This is a genomic window from Acidovorax radicis (genome assembly GCF_020510705.1).
In the GTDB taxonomy this organism is placed as follows: Bacteria; Pseudomonadota; Gammaproteobacteria; order Burkholderiales; family Burkholderiaceae_C; genus Acidovorax; species Acidovorax radicis_A.
The window spans coordinates 1,384,507-1,402,502 of sequence record NZ_CP075184.1; the positions used below are offsets into that span (position 1 = coordinate 1,384,507).

Consider the following 17,996-nt stretch of genomic DNA (forward strand, 5'->3'; position numbering starts at 1 on the left):
TCGTCATACGCAGCGCCCGGGGCTGTTGATACGCTGCCGTGGCAGACCCTTGCCAGTTTGCGGCGACATGGCCTAGTGCACGTGGCCGGTTTTAGGCAGCGCTCGCCAGCACTTTCGCAATACGCGCCCTGAGCAGGGGCAGCTGTTCTGCCTCAAACCAGGGATTGCGGCGCAGCCACAGCTGGTTGCGCGGGCTTGGATGGGGCAACACCACCACTGCGCCACCTTCTGGTGTGCCGTTGTGCATGACATCGGCCAATGTGCCCTTTGCGCCCGGCACGTGATAGGGCAGGGCATGGCGGCCCAGCACCAGGGTGAGTTCTATGTGGGGCAGCCGGGCAAGCAAAGCATCGCGCCATGTCGGCGCACATTCGGGGCGGGGAGGCAGGTCGCCCGCCCTGCCGGTGCCGGGGTAACAAAAGCCCATGGGCAAGATGGCGACTTGCTGCGGGTCGTAAAAATGTTCGCGGGACAAGCCCAGCCACGCGCGCAGCCGTTCGCCGCTGACGTCATCAAACGGTATGCCGCTGGCGTGCACCTTGCGGCCCGGTGCCTGACCGGCGATGAGGATGCGGGCTGCTGAGTGTGCCTGCAGCACCGGCCGTGGCCCCAGCGGCAGGCCGGAGGCACACAGTGTGCAGGCGCGCACCCGGGCAAGCAGGGCATTCAGAGACTCAGGCACTTGGGGCCGCTCAGGTGCGCCGGTGCCGGTTCTGTTCATGCCATCTTGGCGCCGGCTTCGTCGAGCAGTTCGCGCAGGATCGAGCGGTGGCAGCGCGAGGCGTCCTCGCAGTAGCACCCTACCGAAAAATTCGTGTGTTGTGACAGTTGAGCCAACAAGGCCAGCGTGTGGCGGTTTTCCGGCGTTGCCATTTCGGCGCGGTATTTTTTCGCAAACGCTTTCCATTCGGCGGGGGTGCCCGCGCCCAGGGCCTGTTGGACGGCCTCTGCGCTGGGGGCCAGGTTGGGGTACCACACGTCGTACCAGTTCTGGCGGGCAAACTCTTCACGGGGCACACCGCGCGGCGGGTGGCGCACTGTGCCGATGCGCACGCCTTCGTCTTCGGTGCGTGCGCTACCCAGTTGAACAACGCGTACCGGCATGGTGTGTCTCCTATCCGCCAATGGGCCCAATAACCTGATTCAACCTGATTCTGATTCAAGGTGCATTGTCGCGCGATCTCTCACCGCGGGACCCACGGACCGTGCCGCGCTGGCAGCGAAAGAGAACAATCGGGTTACCCTTGGCGCATGCCGTCCACTTAGTGCTCACCGCGCGGGGTGTCTGGCGTGTGCTGCCCTCCGACCGTGGTGGCTTGCGGATTTTTGATGACAACGTCGACTCATATTTTTTCTTCCCACCAGCCACTGGCCGAGCGCCTGCGCCCGCGCACCTTGGGTGAGGTGATTGGCCAGCAACACGTGCTGGGCCCAGGCATGCCCCTGCGGCTGGCGTTCGAATCGGGCCGCCCGCACAGCTGCATCCTCTGGGGGCCGCCTGGCGTGGGTAAAACCACCATAGCGCGACTCATGGCCGATGCGTTTGATGCGCAGTTCATCAGCATCAGCGCCGTGCTGGGCGGGGTCAAGGACATCCGCGAGGCCGTCGAGCGCGCCGAGGCGGCGCGCGACGGCCTCATGCAGCAGCGCACCATCGTGTTCGTCGATGAAGTGCACCGCTTCAACAAGAGCCAGCAAGATGCGTTTTTGCCGCATGTCGAAAGCGGGCTGTTCACCTTCATTGGCGCCACCACCGAGAACCCGTCCTTCGAAGTCAACTCCGCGTTGCTCTCGCGTGCCGCCGTGTATGTGCTGCAACCGCTGTCTGAACAGGATTTGAAGCAAATTGTGGCGCTAGCGCAGGCGGAACAAGCGCTTCCAGCTATTGAATCTATAGCTATTGACCGGCTCGCGGCTTATGCCGACGGGGATGCTCGCCGCCTGCTCAACACGCTCGAAACCCTGGGCATGGCGGCCACGCAGGAGAAGCTCTCCGAGATCACCGATGCCTGGCTGCTCAAGGTGCTGGGCGAACGCATGCGCCGCTACGACAAGGGTGGCGAGCAGTTCTACGACACCATCAGCGCGCTGCATAAATCCGTGCGAGGCTCGGACCCGGATGCCGCGCTGTATTGGCTGGTGCGCATGCTCGATGGGGGGGCCGATCCCCGGTACATGGCGCGGCGCCTGGTGCGCATGGCTGCCGAGGATGTGGGGCTGGCTGATCCCCGAGCGCTGCGTCTGGCGCTCGATGCCAGTGAGGTCTACGAACGCCTGGGCAGCCCTGAGGGCGAGCTGGCACTGGCCGAGTGCGTGGTCTACCTGGCCGTGGCGCCCAAGTCCAACGCGGTCTACAAGGCATACAACGCGGCCCGCGCCTGGGTCAAGCAAGACGGCACGCGCCCGGTGCCGATGCACCTGCGCAATGCGCCGACCCGGTTGATGAAAGAGCTCGATTACGGAAAAGGCTACCGTTACGCCCACGACGAAGAAGGCGGGTTTGCGGCCGGCGAGAACTACCTGCCCGAAGGCATGCCCGAGCCGGGTTTTTACCAACCGGTTGAGCGGGGGCTGGAAATCAAGATTGCACACAAGTTGCGTGAGCTCAAGCTGCGCAATAGCGCAGCCTCTGCGGGCGGAACTCCCGCCGAAGATGTCTGATCGGCGCTGGCGCGCGGGGACGTTGTGGCGGCTTCGAGTGTGTTTTAGGTCGGTTTATGCCGATTTCGCATGATGCTGGTAATAAGTTTGCACATCAATTTTCTTGCGCGCATCAATTTTTCTTATGAATTGCGTGGCACGCTGATGTGGCCCAAACCCGAGGGAAAACCCCGCCCAGCTTGAGTAGGGGGGGTTGTGACTACTCGCTACAATTCCGTCCACAAACCCGCACAGTTGTATTTCTGGCGGGTTTTTTGCTAGATGGCAGTCGGGCCCACAAGGCTGTACCGATTCCGGTGCCTCTGCGGTGGGCGCGTTACAAACGAAGGACTTCTCTTATGGACATTTTGCTGCAGCAGATCATCAACGGTCTGGTATTGGGCAGCATGTACGCTTTGATAGCCTTGGGCTACACGATGGTGTACGGCATTATTCAACTGATCAATTTTGCCCACGGCGAGGTGCTCATGATTGGCGCCCTGACCAGTTGGAGCTGTATTGGAATGATGCAGGGCGCAATGCCTGGCGCCCCGGGTTGGGTGATTCTTTTGCTCGCCACCATCATTGCCTGCATCGTGGCGGCCGCCCTTAATTTCGTGATCGAAAAAGTCGCTTATCGCCCGCTGCGCAGCAGCCCTCGGCTGGCGCCGCTGATCACCGCCATCGGCATGTCCATCTTGCTGCAGACGCTGGCGATGATCATCTGGAAACCCAACTACAAACCGTATCCCACCTTGCTGCCCAGCGCGCCGTTTGAATTGGGCGGTGCGTACATCACGCCCACGCAGATTCTCATTCTCGGTGTGACGGCGGTGGCCCTGGCCTCCCTGGTCTACTTGGTCAACTACACCAACCTGGGCCGCGCCATGCGCGCCACGGCAGAGAATCCGCGCGTGGCCTCGCTCATGGGGGTCAAGCCCGACATGGTGATCTCGGCCACCTTCATCATCGGCGCCATTTTGGCGGCCATCGCCGGCATCATGTATGCATCCAACTATGGCACGGCGCAGCACACCATGGGCTTCCTGCCCGGTTTGAAGGCCTTCACGGCGGCGGTGTTTGGCGGCATCGGCAATCTGGCCGGCGCGGTGGTCGGCGGCATCTTGCTGGGCCTTATCGAAGCCATCGGTTCGGGCTACATCGGTACGCTCACGGGTGGGTTGCTGGGCAGTAACTACACCGACATTTTTGCGTTCATCGTGCTCATCATCATCCTGACGCTGCGCCCCTCGGGTCTGCTGGGTGAGCGTGTGGCGGATCGCGCCTGAGGAGCATCACCATGAAAAACAACAAAACCACCTGGATCATTGGGGCGGTCGCGCTGCTGGTGCTGCCGCTCATGCTGCAATTTTTCGGTAACGCCTGGGTGCGTATTGCCGATCTGGCGCTGCTCTACGTCATGCTGGCGCTGGGCCTGAACATAGTTGTGGGCTACGCGGGTCTGCTGGACCTGGGGTATGTGGCCTTTTACGCCGTGGGGGCCTATTTGTTTGGGTTGATGGCATCGCCGCACCTGGCGGAGAACTTCGCCGCCTTTGCGGCCATGTTCCCGAATGGGTTGCACACATCCCTGTGGCTGGTGATCCCGGTCGCGGCGCTTTTGGCGGCGTTCTTCGGGGCCATGCTGGGGGCACCCACGCTCAAGTTGCGGGGTGACTACCTTGCCATCGTGACGCTGGGTTTTGGCGAAATCATCCGCATTTTCCTGAACAATCTCGACCAACCCGTCAACCTGACCAACGGTCCCAAAGGCGTGGGCCAGATCGACTCGGTCAAGATTTTTGGCCTGGATCTGGGCAAGCGGTTGGAGCTGTTCGGCTTCGACATCAACTCGGTCACGCTGTATTACTACCTGTTCCTGGTGCTGGTGGTGATCTCGATCATCATCTGCTACCGGCTGCAGGATTCGCGTGTGGGCCGCGCCTGGATGGCCATCCGTGAAGATGAAATCGCCGCCAAGGCCATGGGCATCAACACCCGCAACCTGAAGCTGATGGCATTTGCCATGGGCGCCTCGTTCGGTGGCGTGTCGGGTGCGATGTTTGGTGCGTTCCAGGGGTTTGTATCGCCCGAATCGTTCAGCCTGATGGAGTCGGTCATGATCGTCGCCATGGTGGTGTTGGGCGGTATCGGCCATATCCCCGGCGTCATTCTGGGTGCGGTGCTGCTGTCCGCATTGCCCGAGGTGCTGCGCTATGTGGCCGGCCCGCTGCAGGCCATGACGGACGGCCGTCTGGACTCGGCCATCTTGCGCCAGCTGCTGATTGCGCTGGCCATGATCATCGTCATGCTGTTGCGTCCCCGTGGTTTGTGGCCTGCGCCCGACCATGGCAAGAGCCTCACGCAGAAGATCTGAACACACCGCAGAAAGTTTGAACATGGCAGAAAAATCTAACGATGTGGTGCTCAAGGTTGCCGGTATATCCAAGCGCTTCGGCGGCCTGCAGGCCCTCTCGGATGTGGGCATCACCATTGAACGCGGCCAGGTCTATGGCCTGATTGGCCCCAACGGCGCGGGCAAGACCACGTTTTTCAACGTGATCACCGGCCTCTACACGCCCGATAGCGGTACCTTCGAGCTCTCTGGCAAACCCTACAAACCCACGGCCGTGCATGAGGTCGCCAAGGCGGGTATTGCCCGCACGTTCCAGAACATCCGCCTGTTTTCGGACATGACGGCGCTGGAGAACGTGATGGTGGGTCGCCACATCCGCACCAAATCGGGGCTGCTGGGGGCGGTGCTGCGCACCAAGGGCTTCAAGGCCGAAGAGGCCGCCATTGCCAAGCGCGCGCAGGAGCTGCTCGACTACGTAGGCATTGGCAAGTTTGCCGACTACAAGGCGCGCACCCTGAGCTACGGCGATCAGCGCCGGCTGGAGATTGCCCGTGCCCTGGCGACGGACCCTCAACTGATCGCCCTGGACGAGCCCGCCGCGGGCATGAACGCCACCGAGAAGGTGCAGCTGCGCGAACTGATCGACCGCATTCGCAACGACAACCGCACCATCCTGCTCATCGAGCATGACGTGAAGCTGGTGATGGGCCTGTGCGATCGGGTCACCGTGCTCGACTATGGCAAGCAGATCGCCGAAGGCACGCCTGCCACCGTGCAGAAGAACGAAAAAGTGATTGAGGCCTATCTGGGCACCGGAGGACATTGAGAATGGCCGAAAAATCCAACAAGGTACTGCTGCAGGTCAAAGGCCTGAAAGTGGCCTACGGCGGTATCCAGGCCGTCAAGGGCGTCGACTTCGAGGTGCGCGAGGGCGAACTCGTGTCGCTGATCGGCTCCAATGGCGCCGGCAAGACCACCACCATGAAGGCCATCACCGGCACGTTGCCCCTGAACGACGGTGATATCCAGTACCTGGGCGAGAGCATCAGAGGCCAGGGTGCCTGGGACTTGGTCAAAAAAGGCCTGGTGATGGTGCCCGAGGGCCGTGGCGTGTTTGCGCGCATGACCATCACCGAGAACCTGCAGATGGGCGCCTACACACGCCGCGACAAGGCCGGCATCCTGGCTGATATCGAGCGAATGTTCACCATCTTTCCACGCCTGCGCGAACGCAAGGACCAGCTGGCCGGCACCATGTCGGGTGGCGAGCAGCAGATGCTGGCCATGGGCCGCGCACTGATGAGCCAGCCCAAGGTGCTGCTGCTGGACGAGCCCTCCATGGGCCTGTCGCCGATCATGGTGGACAAGATCTTCGAAGTGGTGCGCGACGTGTATGCGCTGGGCGTCACCATTTTGCTGGTCGAGCAGAACGCCAGCCGTGCATTGGCCATTGCCGACCGCGGCTACGTGATGGAGTCCGGCCTCATCACCATGAGTGGTCCTGGTCAGGACTTGTTGAGCGACCCCAAGGTGCGTGCCGCTTATTTGGGCGAATAACGGACAACGACGCCCGGCGAGCCTGGGCGAGGGGTCCGATCCAAAGCACCTCCTGCGGGAGGTGCTTTTTTTTGTGCCGAACGTCGGCCTCATTGCTTGCAATGGTTGAAACCAAAGATGCTATTTTTTTGATAGCTGTTAGAGTATGTGCAATAAGCGCAAAGCGGCGATTTTGTTCATAATTGCATCCTCATTTTCTCTGGTCGGCAGCCGCTGACGTTTGTCCATGAATGCTCTTCAATCCCTGCCGGTTTCCTTGCAGACGGTGTTGCTGCTGATTGCCAGCAACGTTTTCATGACGTTCGCCTGGTATGGGCACCTCAAAAATCTGGCCGCGTCGCCGTGGTATGTCGCGGCACTGGCGAGCTGGGGCATCGCGCTTTTTGAATATCTGCTGCAAGTGCCTGGGAACCGCATCGGTTTCACCCAATTCAACGTAGGCCAGCTCAAGATCATGCAGGAGGTGATCACGCTCAGCGTGTTTGTGCCTTTTGCCGTTTTCTATATGGACCAGCCTCTCAAATGGGACTACCTATGGGCCGGTTTGTGCATGGTGGGCGCTGTGTATTTCATTTTTCGGGGGGCGTGAGAATCGATGGTTGCACGCGCTTGAACGGGTGGCCGGTGTTCTCATGGACCGATGTGCATGCGGGCGCCTCTTGCGCCGGGACTGACGGTTAAACTCCGCGGGTCTTTAAAAGTCATGCTGTTGTCATGATTTGGCCTCTTCCAAAAAACGATCCCCTCCAGGAGTTCCCATGCTGTTTGCCAAGCTGTTGCCACGCGAAGGCAATTTTTTCGAAATGTTCAACCAGCATGCGGACCGCATCGTCGAGGCGGCCCGGGCCTTCTCGCAACTGGTGGCCAACTACAGCGACCCGCACCTGCGCGACAAATACAACCAGGATGTGGACAACGCCGAGCGTGCCGCCGACCGTGTGACGCACGAGGTGAACAAGGCCATCCACAAGACCTTCATCACCCCCATCGATCGCGAGCAGATCCACACGCTGATCAACACCATGGACGATGTGGCCGACCTCATCCAGGACTCGGCTGAAACCATGGCGCTGTACGACGTGCACCACATGACCGACGAGATCACGCGCCTGACCGATCTGAGCCTCAAGTGCTGCGAGCGACTGCGTGATGCCGTGAAGCTGCTCGACAAGATCGCAGACCCCGCCGTGGCCGAAGCCGCGCTCAAGACCTGCGAGGAGATCGACAAGCTCGAATCCGACGCCGACCGTGTCATGCGCAGCGCCATGAGCAAGCTGTTTCGCGAAGAGCCCGATGTGCGCGAAGTCATCAAGCTCAAGGCCATTTACGAGCTGCTGGAAACCATCACCGACAAGTGCGAAGACGTGGCCAACTGCATCGAGGGCATCGTCCTCGAGAACTCCTGATTCGTCGGATAAAGCATGGAAACCGTACAAACGACCCTGTGGGTTGTGGTTCTGCTTGTGGCGCTGGCGATCCTGTTCGACTTCATGAACGGGTTTCACGATGCCGCCAACTCGATTGCCACTGTTGTCTCCACCGGTGTACTTAAGCCCGCTCAGGCGGTGTTATTTGCCGCCTTTTTCAACTGTGTGGCCATTTGGGTGTTTCACCTGAGTGTGGCTGCCACCGTGGGCAAGGGCATTGTTCAGCCGGGGGTGGTGGACACCCATGTGGTGTTTGGCGCCCTGGTGGGCGCCATCACCTGGAACGTGATTACCTGGTACTACGGCATTCCCAGCAGTTCATCGCACGCACTGATTGGCGGCATTGTCGGTGCCGTGATCGCCAAGGCGGGCGCCGGGGCACTCATCTCGGGTGGCATTCTGAAAACGGTGGCCTTCATTTTCGTCTCGCCGTTGCTGGGTTTTGCGCTGGGCTCGCTCATGATGGTGGTGGTCGCGTGGGTCTTCCGGCGAATGCGACCCAGCAAGGTGGACAAGTGGTTCAGGCGGCTTCAGTTGATATCCGCGGGGGCCTACAGCCTGGGCCACGGTGGCAATGATGCGCAGAAAACCATCGGCATTATCTGGCTGCTGCTGATTGCCACGGGGTATTCGTCATCGTCTGACGCGTCGCCTCCCACCTGGGTCATTGCAAGTTGTTATCTTGCGATTGGCATGGGGACCATGTTTGGGGGCTGGCGCATCGTGAAGACCATGGGCCAGAAGATCACCAAGCTCAAACCGGTCGGGGGCTTTTGCGCCGAGACGGGGGGGGCGTTGACCTTGTTTCTGGCCACCGCGCTGGGGATTCCGGTTTCCACCACACACACCATTACCGGCGCCATTGTGGGCGTGGGATCGGTACAGCGCGCCAGCGCGGTGCGCTGGGGTGTGGCTGGCAACATCATCTGGGCGTGGGTTCTGACCATCCCGGCCAGCGCATTTGTTGCTGCGGTTGCCTATTGGGTCAGCCTGCAGATCTTTTGATGATCCGCAGTGGCTGGTGATGCGCTGCTGGAGAAAACCAAACCCCCACCAAACGCCCCTGCAGACCGAAGTCTGTAGGGGCGTTTGGGTTTATGGCACTCGATACATGGGGTGCTTACTGCGAGATCTTGCGTGCTTCTTCGATCTGGTATTCAAAGTAGCGCTGAAAGCTGAACGCCAGGCTTGCCATCAGCACGGCCGTGCCGACCATGAGAGACACCACAATGGCCCCGATGGTGATCCATTGCGTCCTGCCCGGTTGGGCATCTGGTGCGGCGGTGGGGTTGAAGCGCGCATTCCATACCTCTGGCGTCATCAGCGCGTAAAGGATGGCGCGCAGCGCGCACGCCGCGATCGTGAATCCCAGCAGGGGTATCAGCACCCAGCTGTAATGATCATCCTGTCCGAGTTCCTGCACCCGCTGGATGCCATAGATTCCCAGCGCGGTTGGGATAGGCAACAACCAGCCCAGCATGTCGCCGAAGCCGTGCAGATAAAAGCGATGCAGGCCCAGCGGCCCGCCAAAAAAAGTGAGCCATGCCGCGACAGTTTTGTTTTTCATGCCCCGATTATGGCGAGCGCGGGTTCCGCGCCGCCTTATTCGGGTGATGTGGTGTCGCCAGCGCCGATGGTCTTTTCCATGAGCACGATGTCGCGCCAGGCGCCAAATTTCCAGCCCACGGATCGCATGATGCCGACGTCGGTAAAGCCCAGCGCCCGGTGCACTCCGATCGAGCCGGCATTGGCCGAGTCGCCAATGACCGCCAGCAGCTTGCGGACACCGGCCGCCTGCGCCTGAACCGCCAGTTCGGCCAGCAGCTTGCGGCCTAGGCCCATCCCTCGGGCCTGGTCCGCGACATAAATCGAGTCTTCCGCAGAGAAGCGGTAGGCCGGACGTGGTTTGAACCAGTTGGCATAGGCAAAACCGAGCACCTGGCCGTCTTTTTCGGCCACAAGCCATGGCAAACCACGGGCCAGCACGTCGGCGCGGCGGCCCGCCATGTCGGTTTCGGACGGGGGATCGATTTCGAAAGTGCCGGTGCCGTGCAGCACATGGTGTTGGTAAATGGCCGTGATGGCTGGGATATCGCTGTCGATGCTGGGGCGGATGGTGGGCATTTTGAAGAAAGAGATATACTCGCGGGCTTTGCAGCGTGTCGCTGGCCGGGTGGCCATGTCGCGTGTCTCAAGCGTTGCGAATATGGTTGCGAACACTGTGGCTCAAGGCAAATGTTGCCGGAGTTCACCACCCGAAGGATAAATCATGGTCGTCATTCGACTCTCTCGCGGCGGCTCCAAGGGCCGTCCTTTCTTCAATATCGTTGTTGCTGACAAGCGCGTGCGCCGTGATGGCCGCTTTATCGAGCGTATTGGCTTCTACAACCCCACTGCCAAGGAAACCGAAGAGGGCCTGCGCATCGTGCAAGACCGTCTGGCTTACTGGGTGGGTGTGGGCGCACAAACTTCGCCTACCGTGGACCGCCTGATCAAGCAAGCTGCCAAGAAGGCTGCTTAAAGCTCCCTGAAAAGGGCGGGTTTCGTCGGCTTGCCGCACGAAACCCGCCCTTTTCCTATTCTGGATTCACACCATGGTCACTACCCTGTCCCTAGAGCCCACACAACTGCCAGCCGATGCCGTCGAGGTGGGGCGTATTGCTGACGCCTGGGGTATCAAGGGCTGGTTCAAGGTGTTGTCCCACAGCAGCAACCCTGCGGCGCTGTTTTCGGCGAAGCAGTGGTATCTGCAGCCGTCCGAACGTGGCGCCAAAACGTTTGCCGGAACAGTGCTCTTGCCTATTCGGCAGGCCAAGGAACATTCCGACACCGTGGTGGCCTGGGCGCAAGGCATCGATGACCGCGATGCGGCCGAGGCGCTGCGCGGCGCCCGCATTTTTGTGCCGCGGTCGAGTTTCCCGTCCACCACCGGCGACGACGAGTATTACTGGGTCGATCTGATCGGCCTGGAGGTCGTCAACCGCGAAGGTGTGGCGCTGGGGCTGGTGCAGGATTTGATGTCCACAGGCCCGCAGACGGTGCTTGTGTTGGCCTATGAGCAAGACGGCAAGGCGCAAGAGCGCATGATTCCTTTTGTGTCGGCTTTTGTCGATAAGGTCGACCTGCCCGGCAAACGCATTACGGTCGACTGGCAGCCTGACTATTGATGTATTGAGGGGGCATTGCTTCAATGCAGCCGCGCACCATGCGCTTTGACATCATCACCCTGTTTCCCGAACTGTTTGCGCCGTTTCTAGCGAGTGGTGTGACCCGCCGTGCCTACGCGGGTGGCCAGGTCGATGTGCGCCTTTGGAATCCGCGTGACCATGCCGAGGGCAACTACCGCCGTGTCGATGACCGCCCCTTCGGAGGTGGCCCCGGCATGGTGATGATGGCGGAACCACTGCTGCGTTGCCTTGCCGCCATCCGCACCGAACGCAATGAGCCCGACGGTGAAAAGGCCCCCTTGGTTCTTTTTTCACCCATTGGCGAAGCACTGAACCACGCTGGCGTCGAACGCTGGTCGGCGAGCGCTGGCGCTGTGCTGCTTTGCGGGCGCTACGAAGGCATTGACCAGCGTTTTATCGACGCATATGTCGATCGGCAGGTGAGTCTGGGTGATTTTGTGCTCTCAGGAGGCGAAATCGCCGCCATGGCGTTGCTCGATGCCGTGGCCCGCCTGCAGCCGGGCGTGCTGAACGACGAGGGCAGCCATCAGCTCGACAGTTTCAACCCCGCACTGGACGGCTTGCTCGACTGCCCGCACTACACAAGGCCGGAGGTGTGGGCGCAACAACACGTGCCTGCCGCGCTGATGTCGGGCCACCATACGCAGATTGAGCGCTGGCGGCGTGATCAGCGTCTGGCCATCACGGCCCGGCACAGGCCTGATCTGATTGACGCGGCACGCAAGGCCGGGCGCCTGACGCCCGCAGACGAAGCGGTATTGGTGAAGATTGGCTGAATTGCTATAATCAAAGGCTTTTCGATCCTCTGGCCGGCCGTTTTGACTGGGATTTCTCCCGCAAAACATTGAGACGTCAATCCCGACGCTGCCACTTTTGGCGCGGACATGATCGTTGGATGTGAAAAATGAACCTGATCCAGACCCTGGAAGCGGAAGAAATTGCCCGCTTGAACAAGACCATCCCCGAATTCGCCCCTGGTGACACTGTCATCGTGAGCGTGAATGTGGTGGAAGGTACCCGCAAGCGCGTGCAGGCCTACGAAGGTGTGGTGATTGCCAAGCGCAATCGCGGCCTGAACAGCGGCTTCACCGTGCGCAAGATCTCCAGTGGCGAAGGCGTGGAACGTACGTTTCAGACCTACAGCCCACTGATCGCCAAGATCGAAGTCAAGCGCCGTGGTGACGTGCGCCGTGCCAAGCTGTACTACCTGCGCGAGCGCAGCGGCAAGTCGGCACGTATCAAGGAAAAGCTGCCTTCGCGCGTCAAGGTTGCCGCCACCGCCGCATAAGGCGAGGGATTCATCCTTGAAAGCCGCTACAGCGTTCGCCTGTAGCGGCTTTTTGTTTTTCTGGCCCTTTAAAGCGCTCTGAGGTTGCGTTACGTGAACCGTCCTTCCACCTCCTCTGTCTCGTCTGTCATTGCTCCCCTGTCGAGCCTGCCTGATTTTGACCCCCGTCTTGTGCCCGTGGTGGGCGTGGACGCTCATTTGCCTGCCGTATCGGGTGATCGGCAGACGCCCCAGTCGCTGCGTGCTCGCTTCGCCCAACCGCCCCGTTGGGAGCCCGAGGTGGTGCTGGAAAAGAAATTTATGAACCGTGAGCCGGCGCATGCCTCTGTGTTGCTGGCCGTCGTCATGCGGGAGCAGCCTATGGTGTTGCTCACGGAGCGCACGGCGCACCTGTCCACCCATTCGGGGCAGGTGGCGTTTCCGGGCGGCCGGGCTGATCCGGAAGACGCCACCCCTGCCGACACCGCCTTGCGAGAAGCTCAAGAGGAAGTGGGGCTTGCGCCGGAGTTCGTGGAGGTGCTGGGCAGCTTGGCTACCTATGTGACGGGGTCATCGTTCATCATCACACCGGTGGTGGCGCTGGTGAGGCCGGACTGCGTGCTCGCACCCAACCCCTATGAAGTGGCGGACATCTTCGAAGTGCCTCTGGCATTTTTGCTCGACCCTGCCAACCACCGGCGCCACGTCTTCGATCGGGACGGCGTGCACCGCGAATGGTTTTCGATGCCATACCAGGACGGCCCCAAGAACCATTTCATCTGGGGGGCTACGGCTGGCATGCTGCGCAACTTCTATCGTTTCATGCAGGCCTGACGACCGCAGATCCGGCACGCGGGGGCGTTAACCGCCAGTATCATTGCGCTCCATGAGCTTCTTCGCCATCCTGTTCGCTTTGCTGATAGAGCAGGCGCGCCCTCTGGCACGCAGCAACCCGATCCACGCGGGTTTGCGGGCGTGGGCTTTGTCTGTGAGTCGCAATTTCGATGCAGGAAAATCCCACCATGGCTGGGTGGCATGGTCTCTGGCGGTGCTGTTGCCCTCGCTGGTCACGCTGGCGATCCACTGGCTGCTTCTGTGGGGGTTGGGCTGGCCGTTTGCCGTGGTATGGAGCGTGGCCGTGCTGTATGTCACGCTGGGTTTCAGGCAGTTCAGCCACCATTTCACCGGTATTCGCGATGCACTGGAAGAAGGTGACGAAAACGCGGCGCGCGAGCGGCTTGCGCATTGGCAACAGGTGGATGTGGTGGCCTTGCCCCGCAGCGAAATCGTGCGCCATGTGATCGAGTATTCCGTGTTGGCGGCGCATCGGCACGTGTTTGGCGTGTTGGCCTGGTTTTCGGTGCTGGCGGCTCTGGGCCTTGGCCCCACCGGTGCGGTGTTGTATCGGCTGGCTGAGTTTGTCTCGCGGTACTGGCACCCCAAGGAGCGCGTCGGAGCCCCGGCCGCGAGCCCGTCGCTGCAGCGTGCGTCGGCATTGGCGTGGACAGGGATCGACTGGTTACCTGCGCGGCTGACGGCCTTGAGTTTTGCCGTGGTGGGCAGTTTTGAAGAGGCCATTGAGGGCTGGCGTTTTCATGCGCAGCGTTTCCCCAACGACAATGATGGGGTGGTGCTGGCCGCGACGGCCGGGGCCATCAACGTGCGCCTGGGGGGCGAGGCCTTGAAAGCGCGCACCAGCGTGAGCGCGCCTCAGGGCCTTGAGATCGATGCCGATATGGGTGACAGCGATGCCACCCCCGGCCGGGAGCCCGAGGTCGGTCACCTGCGCAGTGTGGTGGGGCTGGTGTGGCGCTCTGTGGTGGTCTGGATGCTGCTGCTGGCACTGCTGACCCTGGCCCGCCTGCTGGGCTGAATCGCACCGCCACCTGCCGCGCGCAGCGCTACGGACAACCGCCGGCATTTCCCATTGCTCGAAACGCTCAGTGCATCGTGCGTCGCAGCCCTGCGAGCGTCCGCTGCGCAATGGCTTGTTCGCTCTTTGTTTCTCTTGCTTTTTGGCGCCTGTGCTCAATAGCGTGTATGGCGGAGCTCTTCGAATAAATCGCTATATATTTTGTAGCGTGTTGCGCTTATCCCACCTGCGTCAGGCCCCTTTTTGACGGCATCCAGCACGCCACAGCCGGGTTCGTGAAGGTGCGTGCAGTTGTAGAACTTGCAATCGGTCGCGTGTTCCGCAATGTCGGGCATGCAGGCGGCCAGCTGCATGGGGGCGATGTGGTACAGGCCAAATTCTTGAAAGCCTGGCGAGTCGATCAGTGCGGTGGTGCGTGCGGCATCCATCCAGTACCAATGGGTGCTGGTGGTGGTGTGTTTGCCCGAGTTCAGTGCCTGGGATATTTCACCGGTCAGCACCGTCGCACCGGGCACCAACAGATTGATCAATGTGCTCTTGCCTGAGCCGGAGGGGCCCAGCACCAGGGTAGTCTTGCCCGCAAGGTGTTTCATCAGCAGGGCACGATCCACGTCACTGGAGAGCGCCAGCGACAGCGGCAGCACGCCGTAGTGTTTGCCGGCACCCATGTGGCGGTAAGGTAGCAGACGCTCCCATGCCCGGGCAAACGGCTCGACCAGATCACTCTTGTTGAGCGCAATGATGGGCTGGATGCCCGCCGCCTCAGCGGCAATCAGAGCCCGTGAGAGCTGGCTTTCGGAAAACACGGGCTCGGCCGCGATCAGGATGAGTACCTGGTCCAGATTGGCGGCGAATGATTTGGTGCGGATCTCGTCCTGGCGATAGAACAGGTTGCGCCGCTCCAGCACCTTTTCGATCGTGCCTTCATCACCCTGGCCGGGTGGGGGCGCCTGCCACAGGACATGGTCGCCCACCACCGACTGGCTTTTTTTGCCGCGGGGGTGGCAGATGCGACGTTCGCCATCGGCGGTCTCTACCATGCAGTGGCGCCCGTGGCTGGCCACCACGGTGCCTTTCATGAGGGCGCTGCGTTCAGCCATGGTGTGCGTGATTCGTCATGCGGTTAGGCCACCAGGGCGTCGAACTGGGTGGCGCAGTCGAAATCCGTGGCAGAGATGCCGTTCACGTCGTGGGTGTTCAGCCGAACCACACAACGGTTGTAATGCACCGACAGATCGGGGTGGTGGTCCTGTGCGTTGGCAACAAACGCCACGGCATTCACGAACGAAATCGTTTCGTAGTAGTTGGCGAAGTGGTAGGTCTTTTCGATGGACAGGTTGGCGCCATCGCTACTCAGGCTCCAGCCTTCCAGTTTGGCCAGATTCGCTACGATTTCAGTAGCTGTCAGCGCACGTCGTATAAGCGCTGACCAGTCTTTTTTCTTCAACATGGTGGTCATGGGGTAGCAGATGAAAGCATGCGCGCCAACCGTTCGGTTGCGGGCGGATGCGAGTAGTAGAACTTCACGTACACGGGATCGGGCGTGAGGGTCGATGCATTGTCCTCATAAAGCTTGAGCAGTGCTGACGACAAGTCCGCCCCGCTGGCCTGGGACGTGGCATACGCATCCGCCTGAAACTCGTGGCGGCGCGACTGAAGTGAGAACAGGGGCGAGATGAAAAACGTGATCACGGGCACCACCAGCATGAACAGCAGCAGCGCCAGCGCGTCGTTCGGGGCGGCCGCCATGGCGGGGTCCAACGAGATGTTGGGCCGTACACCCAGGCCCGTGTAGAACCACACTTGTGTAGACACCCAACCCAGCAGCGCGAACCCCAGCAGGCTCATGGCGAACATGATCACGATGCGCTGGAGGATATGGCGGTGTTTGAAGTGGCCGAGCTCATGCGCCAGCACGGCCTCCACTTCCCCGGTTGCCAGCTGGCGCAACAAGGTGTCGTAAAAAACCACACGTTTGGCGGCACCAAAACCGGTGAAATAGGCGTTGGCATGCGCGCTGCGACGGCTGCCATCCATCACGAACAATCCCTTGGCCGCAAAGCCGCAGCGCTGCATCAGTGCGGTGACCCGGGCTTTCAGCGACTCATCTTCCAGGGGCTGGAACTTGTTGAACAGAGGGGCAATGAAGGTGGGGTAAACCACCATCAGCAGCAGGTTGAACCCCATCCAGAAGCACCAGGTCCACAGCCACCACAGAGGTCCGGCCGCGCCCATCAGCCACAGGATCAGTGCGGCGACGGGCAGACCGATCATCGTCCCTACCAGCAGACCCTTGAGCGCATCCACCAGCCAAAGGCGCAGCGTCATCTTGTTAAAGCCAAAACGCTGTTCGACCACAAAGGTCTGGTAAAGCGATAGGGGCAAGTCAATGAGGCCGCTGATGGCGGCAAAGCCTGCCAGCAGTGCCAACTGCTGCCACATGCCCCCCCCGCCGAACCCGCCCAGCAGTGCCTGGTTCAGCATGTCCAGGCCGCCGAGCAATGTCCAGCCCAGCAGAACCACACAACCCAGCGCCATCTCCAGCATCCCCAGGCGTGCCTTGGTGATGGTGTAGTCCGCTGCCTTTTGGTGGGCGGCCAAGGTGATGCGCTCTGCAAAGGGCGCTGGCACTGCATCCCGGTGCCGGGCCACATACCGGATCTGGCGTGTGGCGAGCCAGAATTTGATGGCCAGGCCTGTGAGCAGCGCCACGGCAAAGGCCAGCGTGAGCACCGTGGAAGGAGAAAGGTCGTCGAAGGGTGGCAGCATGTGCGGGGAGTGTAGGGCGTGTTCTTCCTATTGTCGCAACCCTGAACGCTGGCGGGGAAGGCCCTGCTCATGGGCGACAATGCGTGCCATGTCTGAAGCCTTGAACCCCGCACCTGCCTCGCTTGCCAAATCCGACCAAAACCTTGTCTGGCTCGATTGTGAAATGACCGGCCTGGACCCCGAGGCAGAGCGCTTGCTCGAGATTGCCGTGGTCGTTACCGGCCCCAACCTGGAGCCGCGCATCGAAGGCCCGGTGTTTGTCATTCACCAGTCCGATGAACTGTTGAACAAGATGGATGCCTGGAACAAGGGGACCCACGGGCGCAGCGGATTGATCGAAAAAGTAAAAACTTCTACGGTGACCGAAGAAGACGCCGAGCGGCAGATCATTGAGTTCCTCAGCCGCTATGTGCCAAAGGGGGTTGTGCCCATGTGTGGCAACAGCATCGGACAGGACCGGCGGTTTCTGGTGCGGTACATGCCCAAGCTGGAGCGGTTCTTTCACTATCGCAATGTCGACGTGAGCACCCTCAAGGAGTTGGCCAAGCGCTGGAAACCTGCGGCTTACACGAGCTTCAAGAAAGCCCAGAAACACACGGCGCTCGCCGATGTGCACGAGTCCATCGACGAGTTGGCGCACTACCGCACCCATCTTCTGTCGGTCTGACAGGCCGGGCTGCTCCGTGTGTGGGCGGCTGGGGCGGGTCTCATGCATACGGCGTCGTGGGCCTTACCTATCAGGGCTTGCGGGGAAACCCTATGTGTGCAATAATTGCGGGCTGCGCAGGAAACGATTCCTCGCAGTTTGTGCATCTCCCCTCACACACCGGGCTTGCAAGCCAACTGTTTACGACAGTTCTGGACTCGCGAACAATGCCCACCCGCCAAGGCCTACCTGTTTAGAGCCAGCGCAGGTTTC

The 17,996-nt window shown here is 60.9% G+C and carries 22 protein-coding genes; 15 read left to right on the plus strand and 7 right to left on the minus strand.

Annotated features, from left to right (window positions below):
• Positions 1-91: 91 nt before the first annotated feature.
• Positions 92-721, minus strand: a complete 630-nt coding sequence (locus tag KI609_RS06330) for a uracil-DNA glycosylase family protein (RefSeq protein ID WP_226448242.1) — start codon at positions 719-721, stop codon at positions 92-94.
• Positions 718-1,104 carry a DUF488 domain-containing protein gene (locus KI609_RS06335; RefSeq protein WP_226448244.1) on the minus strand — a complete coding sequence of 129 codons (387 nt, stop codon included), beginning with the start codon at positions 1,102-1,104 and terminating at the stop codon, positions 718-720. Before KI609_RS06335 ends, KI609_RS06330 begins: the two co-directional genes overlap by 4 nt.
• Positions 1,105-1,329: 225 nt before the next feature.
• Here KI609_RS06335 and KI609_RS06340 point away from each other — a divergent pair, with 225 nt between their 5' ends.
• From KI609_RS06340 to KI609_RS06375, 8 genes are all read left to right on the plus strand, one after another.
• Positions 1,330-2,661: a replication-associated recombination protein A gene (locus KI609_RS06340; protein WP_226448246.1), complete on the plus strand. Its 1,332-nt coding sequence runs from the start codon at positions 1,330-1,332 to the stop codon at positions 2,659-2,661.
• A 338-nt stretch (positions 2,662-2,999) separates the two neighbouring features.
• Positions 3,000-3,929: a branched-chain amino acid ABC transporter permease gene (locus tag KI609_RS06345; protein WP_226448248.1), complete on the plus strand. Its 930-nt coding sequence runs from the start codon at positions 3,000-3,002 to the stop codon at positions 3,927-3,929.
• A gap of 11 nt (positions 3,930-3,940) precedes the next feature.
• The gene (locus tag KI609_RS06350; protein ID WP_226448250.1) at positions 3,941-5,017 is read left to right on the plus strand and encodes an ABC transporter permease subunit; all 1,077 of its coding nucleotides are present in this window, start codon (positions 3,941-3,943) and stop codon (positions 5,015-5,017) included.
• Positions 5,018-5,039: 22 nt separating this feature from the next.
• Positions 5,040-5,822 (plus strand): ABC transporter ATP-binding protein, encoded by a 783-nt coding sequence (locus tag KI609_RS06355; protein WP_226448252.1) that lies wholly within the window; start codon positions 5,040-5,042, stop codon positions 5,820-5,822.
• 2 nt (positions 5,823-5,824) lie between these two features.
• Positions 5,825-6,553, plus strand: a complete 729-nt coding sequence (locus KI609_RS06360; protein ID WP_226448254.1) for an ABC transporter ATP-binding protein — start codon at positions 5,825-5,827, stop codon at positions 6,551-6,553.
• 226 nt (positions 6,554-6,779) lie between these two features.
• Positions 6,780-7,142 (plus strand): DMT family protein, encoded by a 363-nt coding sequence (locus KI609_RS06365; RefSeq protein WP_226448256.1) that lies wholly within the window; start codon positions 6,780-6,782, stop codon positions 7,140-7,142.
• Between the two features lie 169 nt (positions 7,143-7,311).
• On the plus strand, positions 7,312-7,959 hold the full coding sequence (locus tag KI609_RS06370) for a DUF47 domain-containing protein (protein ID WP_226448258.1): 648 nt from the start codon (positions 7,312-7,314) through the stop codon (positions 7,957-7,959).
• A 15-nt stretch (positions 7,960-7,974) separates the two neighbouring features.
• On the plus strand, positions 7,975-8,985 hold the full coding sequence (locus tag KI609_RS06375; protein ID WP_226448260.1) for an inorganic phosphate transporter: 1,011 nt from the start codon (positions 7,975-7,977) through the stop codon (positions 8,983-8,985).
• Positions 8,986-9,100: 115 nt separating this feature from the next.
• On the opposite strand, the gene KI609_RS06380 is transcribed toward KI609_RS06375, so the two are convergent.
• Positions 9,101-9,547 (minus strand): TM2 domain-containing protein, encoded by a 447-nt coding sequence (locus tag KI609_RS06380; RefSeq protein ID WP_226448262.1) that lies wholly within the window; start codon positions 9,545-9,547, stop codon positions 9,101-9,103.
• Between the two features lie 35 nt (positions 9,548-9,582).
• Entirely contained in the window at positions 9,583-10,104 is a 522-nt protein-coding gene (locus tag KI609_RS06385) for a GNAT family N-acetyltransferase (protein WP_226448265.1), read from the minus strand.
• Positions 10,105-10,249: 145 nt separating this feature from the next.
• Here KI609_RS06385 and rpsP point away from each other — a divergent pair, with 145 nt between their 5' ends.
• The 6 genes from rpsP to KI609_RS06415 all read left to right on the plus strand — a co-directional run bounded on the left by rpsP (position 10,250) and on the right by KI609_RS06415 (position 14,308).
• Positions 10,250-10,501, plus strand: a complete 252-nt coding sequence (gene rpsP / locus KI609_RS06390; RefSeq protein ID WP_226448267.1) for a 30S ribosomal protein S16 — start codon at positions 10,250-10,252, stop codon at positions 10,499-10,501.
• Positions 10,502-10,574: 73 nt separating this feature from the next.
• Complete coding sequence (gene rimM, locus KI609_RS06395; RefSeq protein WP_226448269.1) at positions 10,575-11,147, plus strand: ribosome maturation factor RimM; 573 nt, start codon at positions 10,575-10,577, stop codon at positions 11,145-11,147.
• Positions 11,148-11,185: 38 nt separating this feature from the next.
• Positions 11,186-11,944, plus strand: a complete 759-nt coding sequence (gene trmD, locus KI609_RS06400) for a tRNA (guanosine(37)-N1)-methyltransferase TrmD (protein WP_226448271.1) — start codon at positions 11,186-11,188, stop codon at positions 11,942-11,944.
• A gap of 128 nt (positions 11,945-12,072) precedes the next feature.
• Positions 12,073-12,456 (plus strand): 50S ribosomal protein L19, encoded by a 384-nt coding sequence (gene rplS / locus KI609_RS06405; protein WP_226448273.1) that lies wholly within the window; start codon positions 12,073-12,075, stop codon positions 12,454-12,456.
• Between the two features lie 93 nt (positions 12,457-12,549).
• Entirely contained in the window at positions 12,550-13,269 is a 720-nt protein-coding gene (locus KI609_RS06410) for a CoA pyrophosphatase (protein WP_226448275.1), read from the plus strand.
• Between the two features lie 52 nt (positions 13,270-13,321).
• A complete protein-coding gene (locus tag KI609_RS06415) occupies positions 13,322-14,308 on the plus strand; it encodes a CobD/CbiB family protein (RefSeq protein ID WP_226448277.1) in 987 nt (328 codons plus the stop codon).
• A gap of 155 nt (positions 14,309-14,463) precedes the next feature.
• On the opposite strand, the gene rsgA is transcribed toward KI609_RS06415, so the two are convergent.
• From rsgA to KI609_RS06430, 3 genes are read right to left on the minus strand one after another with little or no spacing between them, the layout of a single operon-like run.
• Positions 14,464-15,408 (minus strand): ribosome small subunit-dependent GTPase A, encoded by a 945-nt coding sequence (gene rsgA, locus KI609_RS06420; protein ID WP_226448279.1) that lies wholly within the window; start codon positions 15,406-15,408, stop codon positions 14,464-14,466.
• Positions 15,409-15,431: 23 nt separating this feature from the next.
• A complete protein-coding gene (locus KI609_RS06425) occupies positions 15,432-15,767 on the minus strand; it encodes a 4a-hydroxytetrahydrobiopterin dehydratase (RefSeq protein WP_226448282.1) in 336 nt (111 codons plus the stop codon).
• On the minus strand, positions 15,764-17,077 hold the full coding sequence (locus KI609_RS06430) for a M48 family metallopeptidase (protein WP_226448284.1): 1,314 nt from the start codon (positions 17,075-17,077) through the stop codon (positions 15,764-15,766). Before KI609_RS06430 ends, KI609_RS06425 begins: the two co-directional genes overlap by 4 nt.
• A gap of 88 nt (positions 17,078-17,165) precedes the next feature.
• On the opposite strand from KI609_RS06430, the gene orn reads away from it, so the two are divergent.
• A complete protein-coding gene (orn, locus tag KI609_RS06435) occupies positions 17,166-17,744 on the plus strand; it encodes an oligoribonuclease (RefSeq protein ID WP_226448286.1) in 579 nt (192 codons plus the stop codon).
• Positions 17,745-17,996: the final 252 nt, after the last annotated feature.

Coding starts and splice junctions, on each gene's coding strand:
- KI609_RS06425 (WP_226448282.1), bottom strand. CDS start 15,767: ATGACCACCATGTTGAAGAAAAAAGACTGGTCAGCGCTTATACGACGT.
- KI609_RS06335 (WP_226448244.1), bottom strand. CDS start 1,104: ATGCCGGTACGCGTTGTTCAACTGGGTAGCGCACGCACCGAAGACGAA.
- KI609_RS06430 (WP_226448284.1), bottom strand. CDS start 17,077: ATGCTGCCACCCTTCGACGACCTTTCTCCTTCCACGGTGCTCACGCTG.
- KI609_RS06345 (WP_226448248.1), top strand. CDS start 3,000: ATGGACATTTTGCTGCAGCAGATCATCAACGGTCTGGTATTGGGCAGC.
- rpsP (WP_226448267.1), top strand. CDS start 10,250: ATGGTCGTCATTCGACTCTCTCGCGGCGGCTCCAAGGGCCGTCCTTTC.
- KI609_RS06380 (WP_226448262.1), bottom strand. CDS start 9,547: ATGAAAAACAAAACTGTCGCGGCATGGCTCACTTTTTTTGGCGGGCCG.
- KI609_RS06330 (WP_226448242.1), bottom strand. CDS start 721: ATGAACAGAACCGGCACCGGCGCACCTGAGCGGCCCCAAGTGCCTGAG.
- KI609_RS06350 (WP_226448250.1), top strand. CDS start 3,941: ATGAAAAACAACAAAACCACCTGGATCATTGGGGCGGTCGCGCTGCTG.
- KI609_RS06415 (WP_226448277.1), top strand. CDS start 13,322: ATGAGCTTCTTCGCCATCCTGTTCGCTTTGCTGATAGAGCAGGCGCGC.
- KI609_RS06375 (WP_226448260.1), top strand. CDS start 7,975: ATGGAAACCGTACAAACGACCCTGTGGGTTGTGGTTCTGCTTGTGGCG.
- KI609_RS06365 (WP_226448256.1), top strand. CDS start 6,780: ATGAATGCTCTTCAATCCCTGCCGGTTTCCTTGCAGACGGTGTTGCTG.
- KI609_RS06340 (WP_226448246.1), top strand. CDS start 1,330: ATGACAACGTCGACTCATATTTTTTCTTCCCACCAGCCACTGGCCGAG.
- rplS (WP_226448273.1), top strand. CDS start 12,073: ATGAACCTGATCCAGACCCTGGAAGCGGAAGAAATTGCCCGCTTGAAC.
- KI609_RS06355 (WP_226448252.1), top strand. CDS start 5,040: ATGGCAGAAAAATCTAACGATGTGGTGCTCAAGGTTGCCGGTATATCC.
- rsgA (WP_226448279.1), bottom strand. CDS start 15,408: ATGGCTGAACGCAGCGCCCTCATGAAAGGCACCGTGGTGGCCAGCCAC.
- KI609_RS06385 (WP_226448265.1), bottom strand. CDS start 10,104: ATGCCCACCATCCGCCCCAGCATCGACAGCGATATCCCAGCCATCACG.
- rimM (WP_226448269.1), top strand. CDS start 10,575: ATGGTCACTACCCTGTCCCTAGAGCCCACACAACTGCCAGCCGATGCC.
- trmD (WP_226448271.1), top strand. CDS start 11,186: ATGCGCTTTGACATCATCACCCTGTTTCCCGAACTGTTTGCGCCGTTT.
- orn (WP_226448286.1), top strand. CDS start 17,166: ATGTCTGAAGCCTTGAACCCCGCACCTGCCTCGCTTGCCAAATCCGAC.
- KI609_RS06370 (WP_226448258.1), top strand. CDS start 7,312: ATGCTGTTTGCCAAGCTGTTGCCACGCGAAGGCAATTTTTTCGAAATG.
- KI609_RS06360 (WP_226448254.1), top strand. CDS start 5,825: ATGGCCGAAAAATCCAACAAGGTACTGCTGCAGGTCAAAGGCCTGAAA.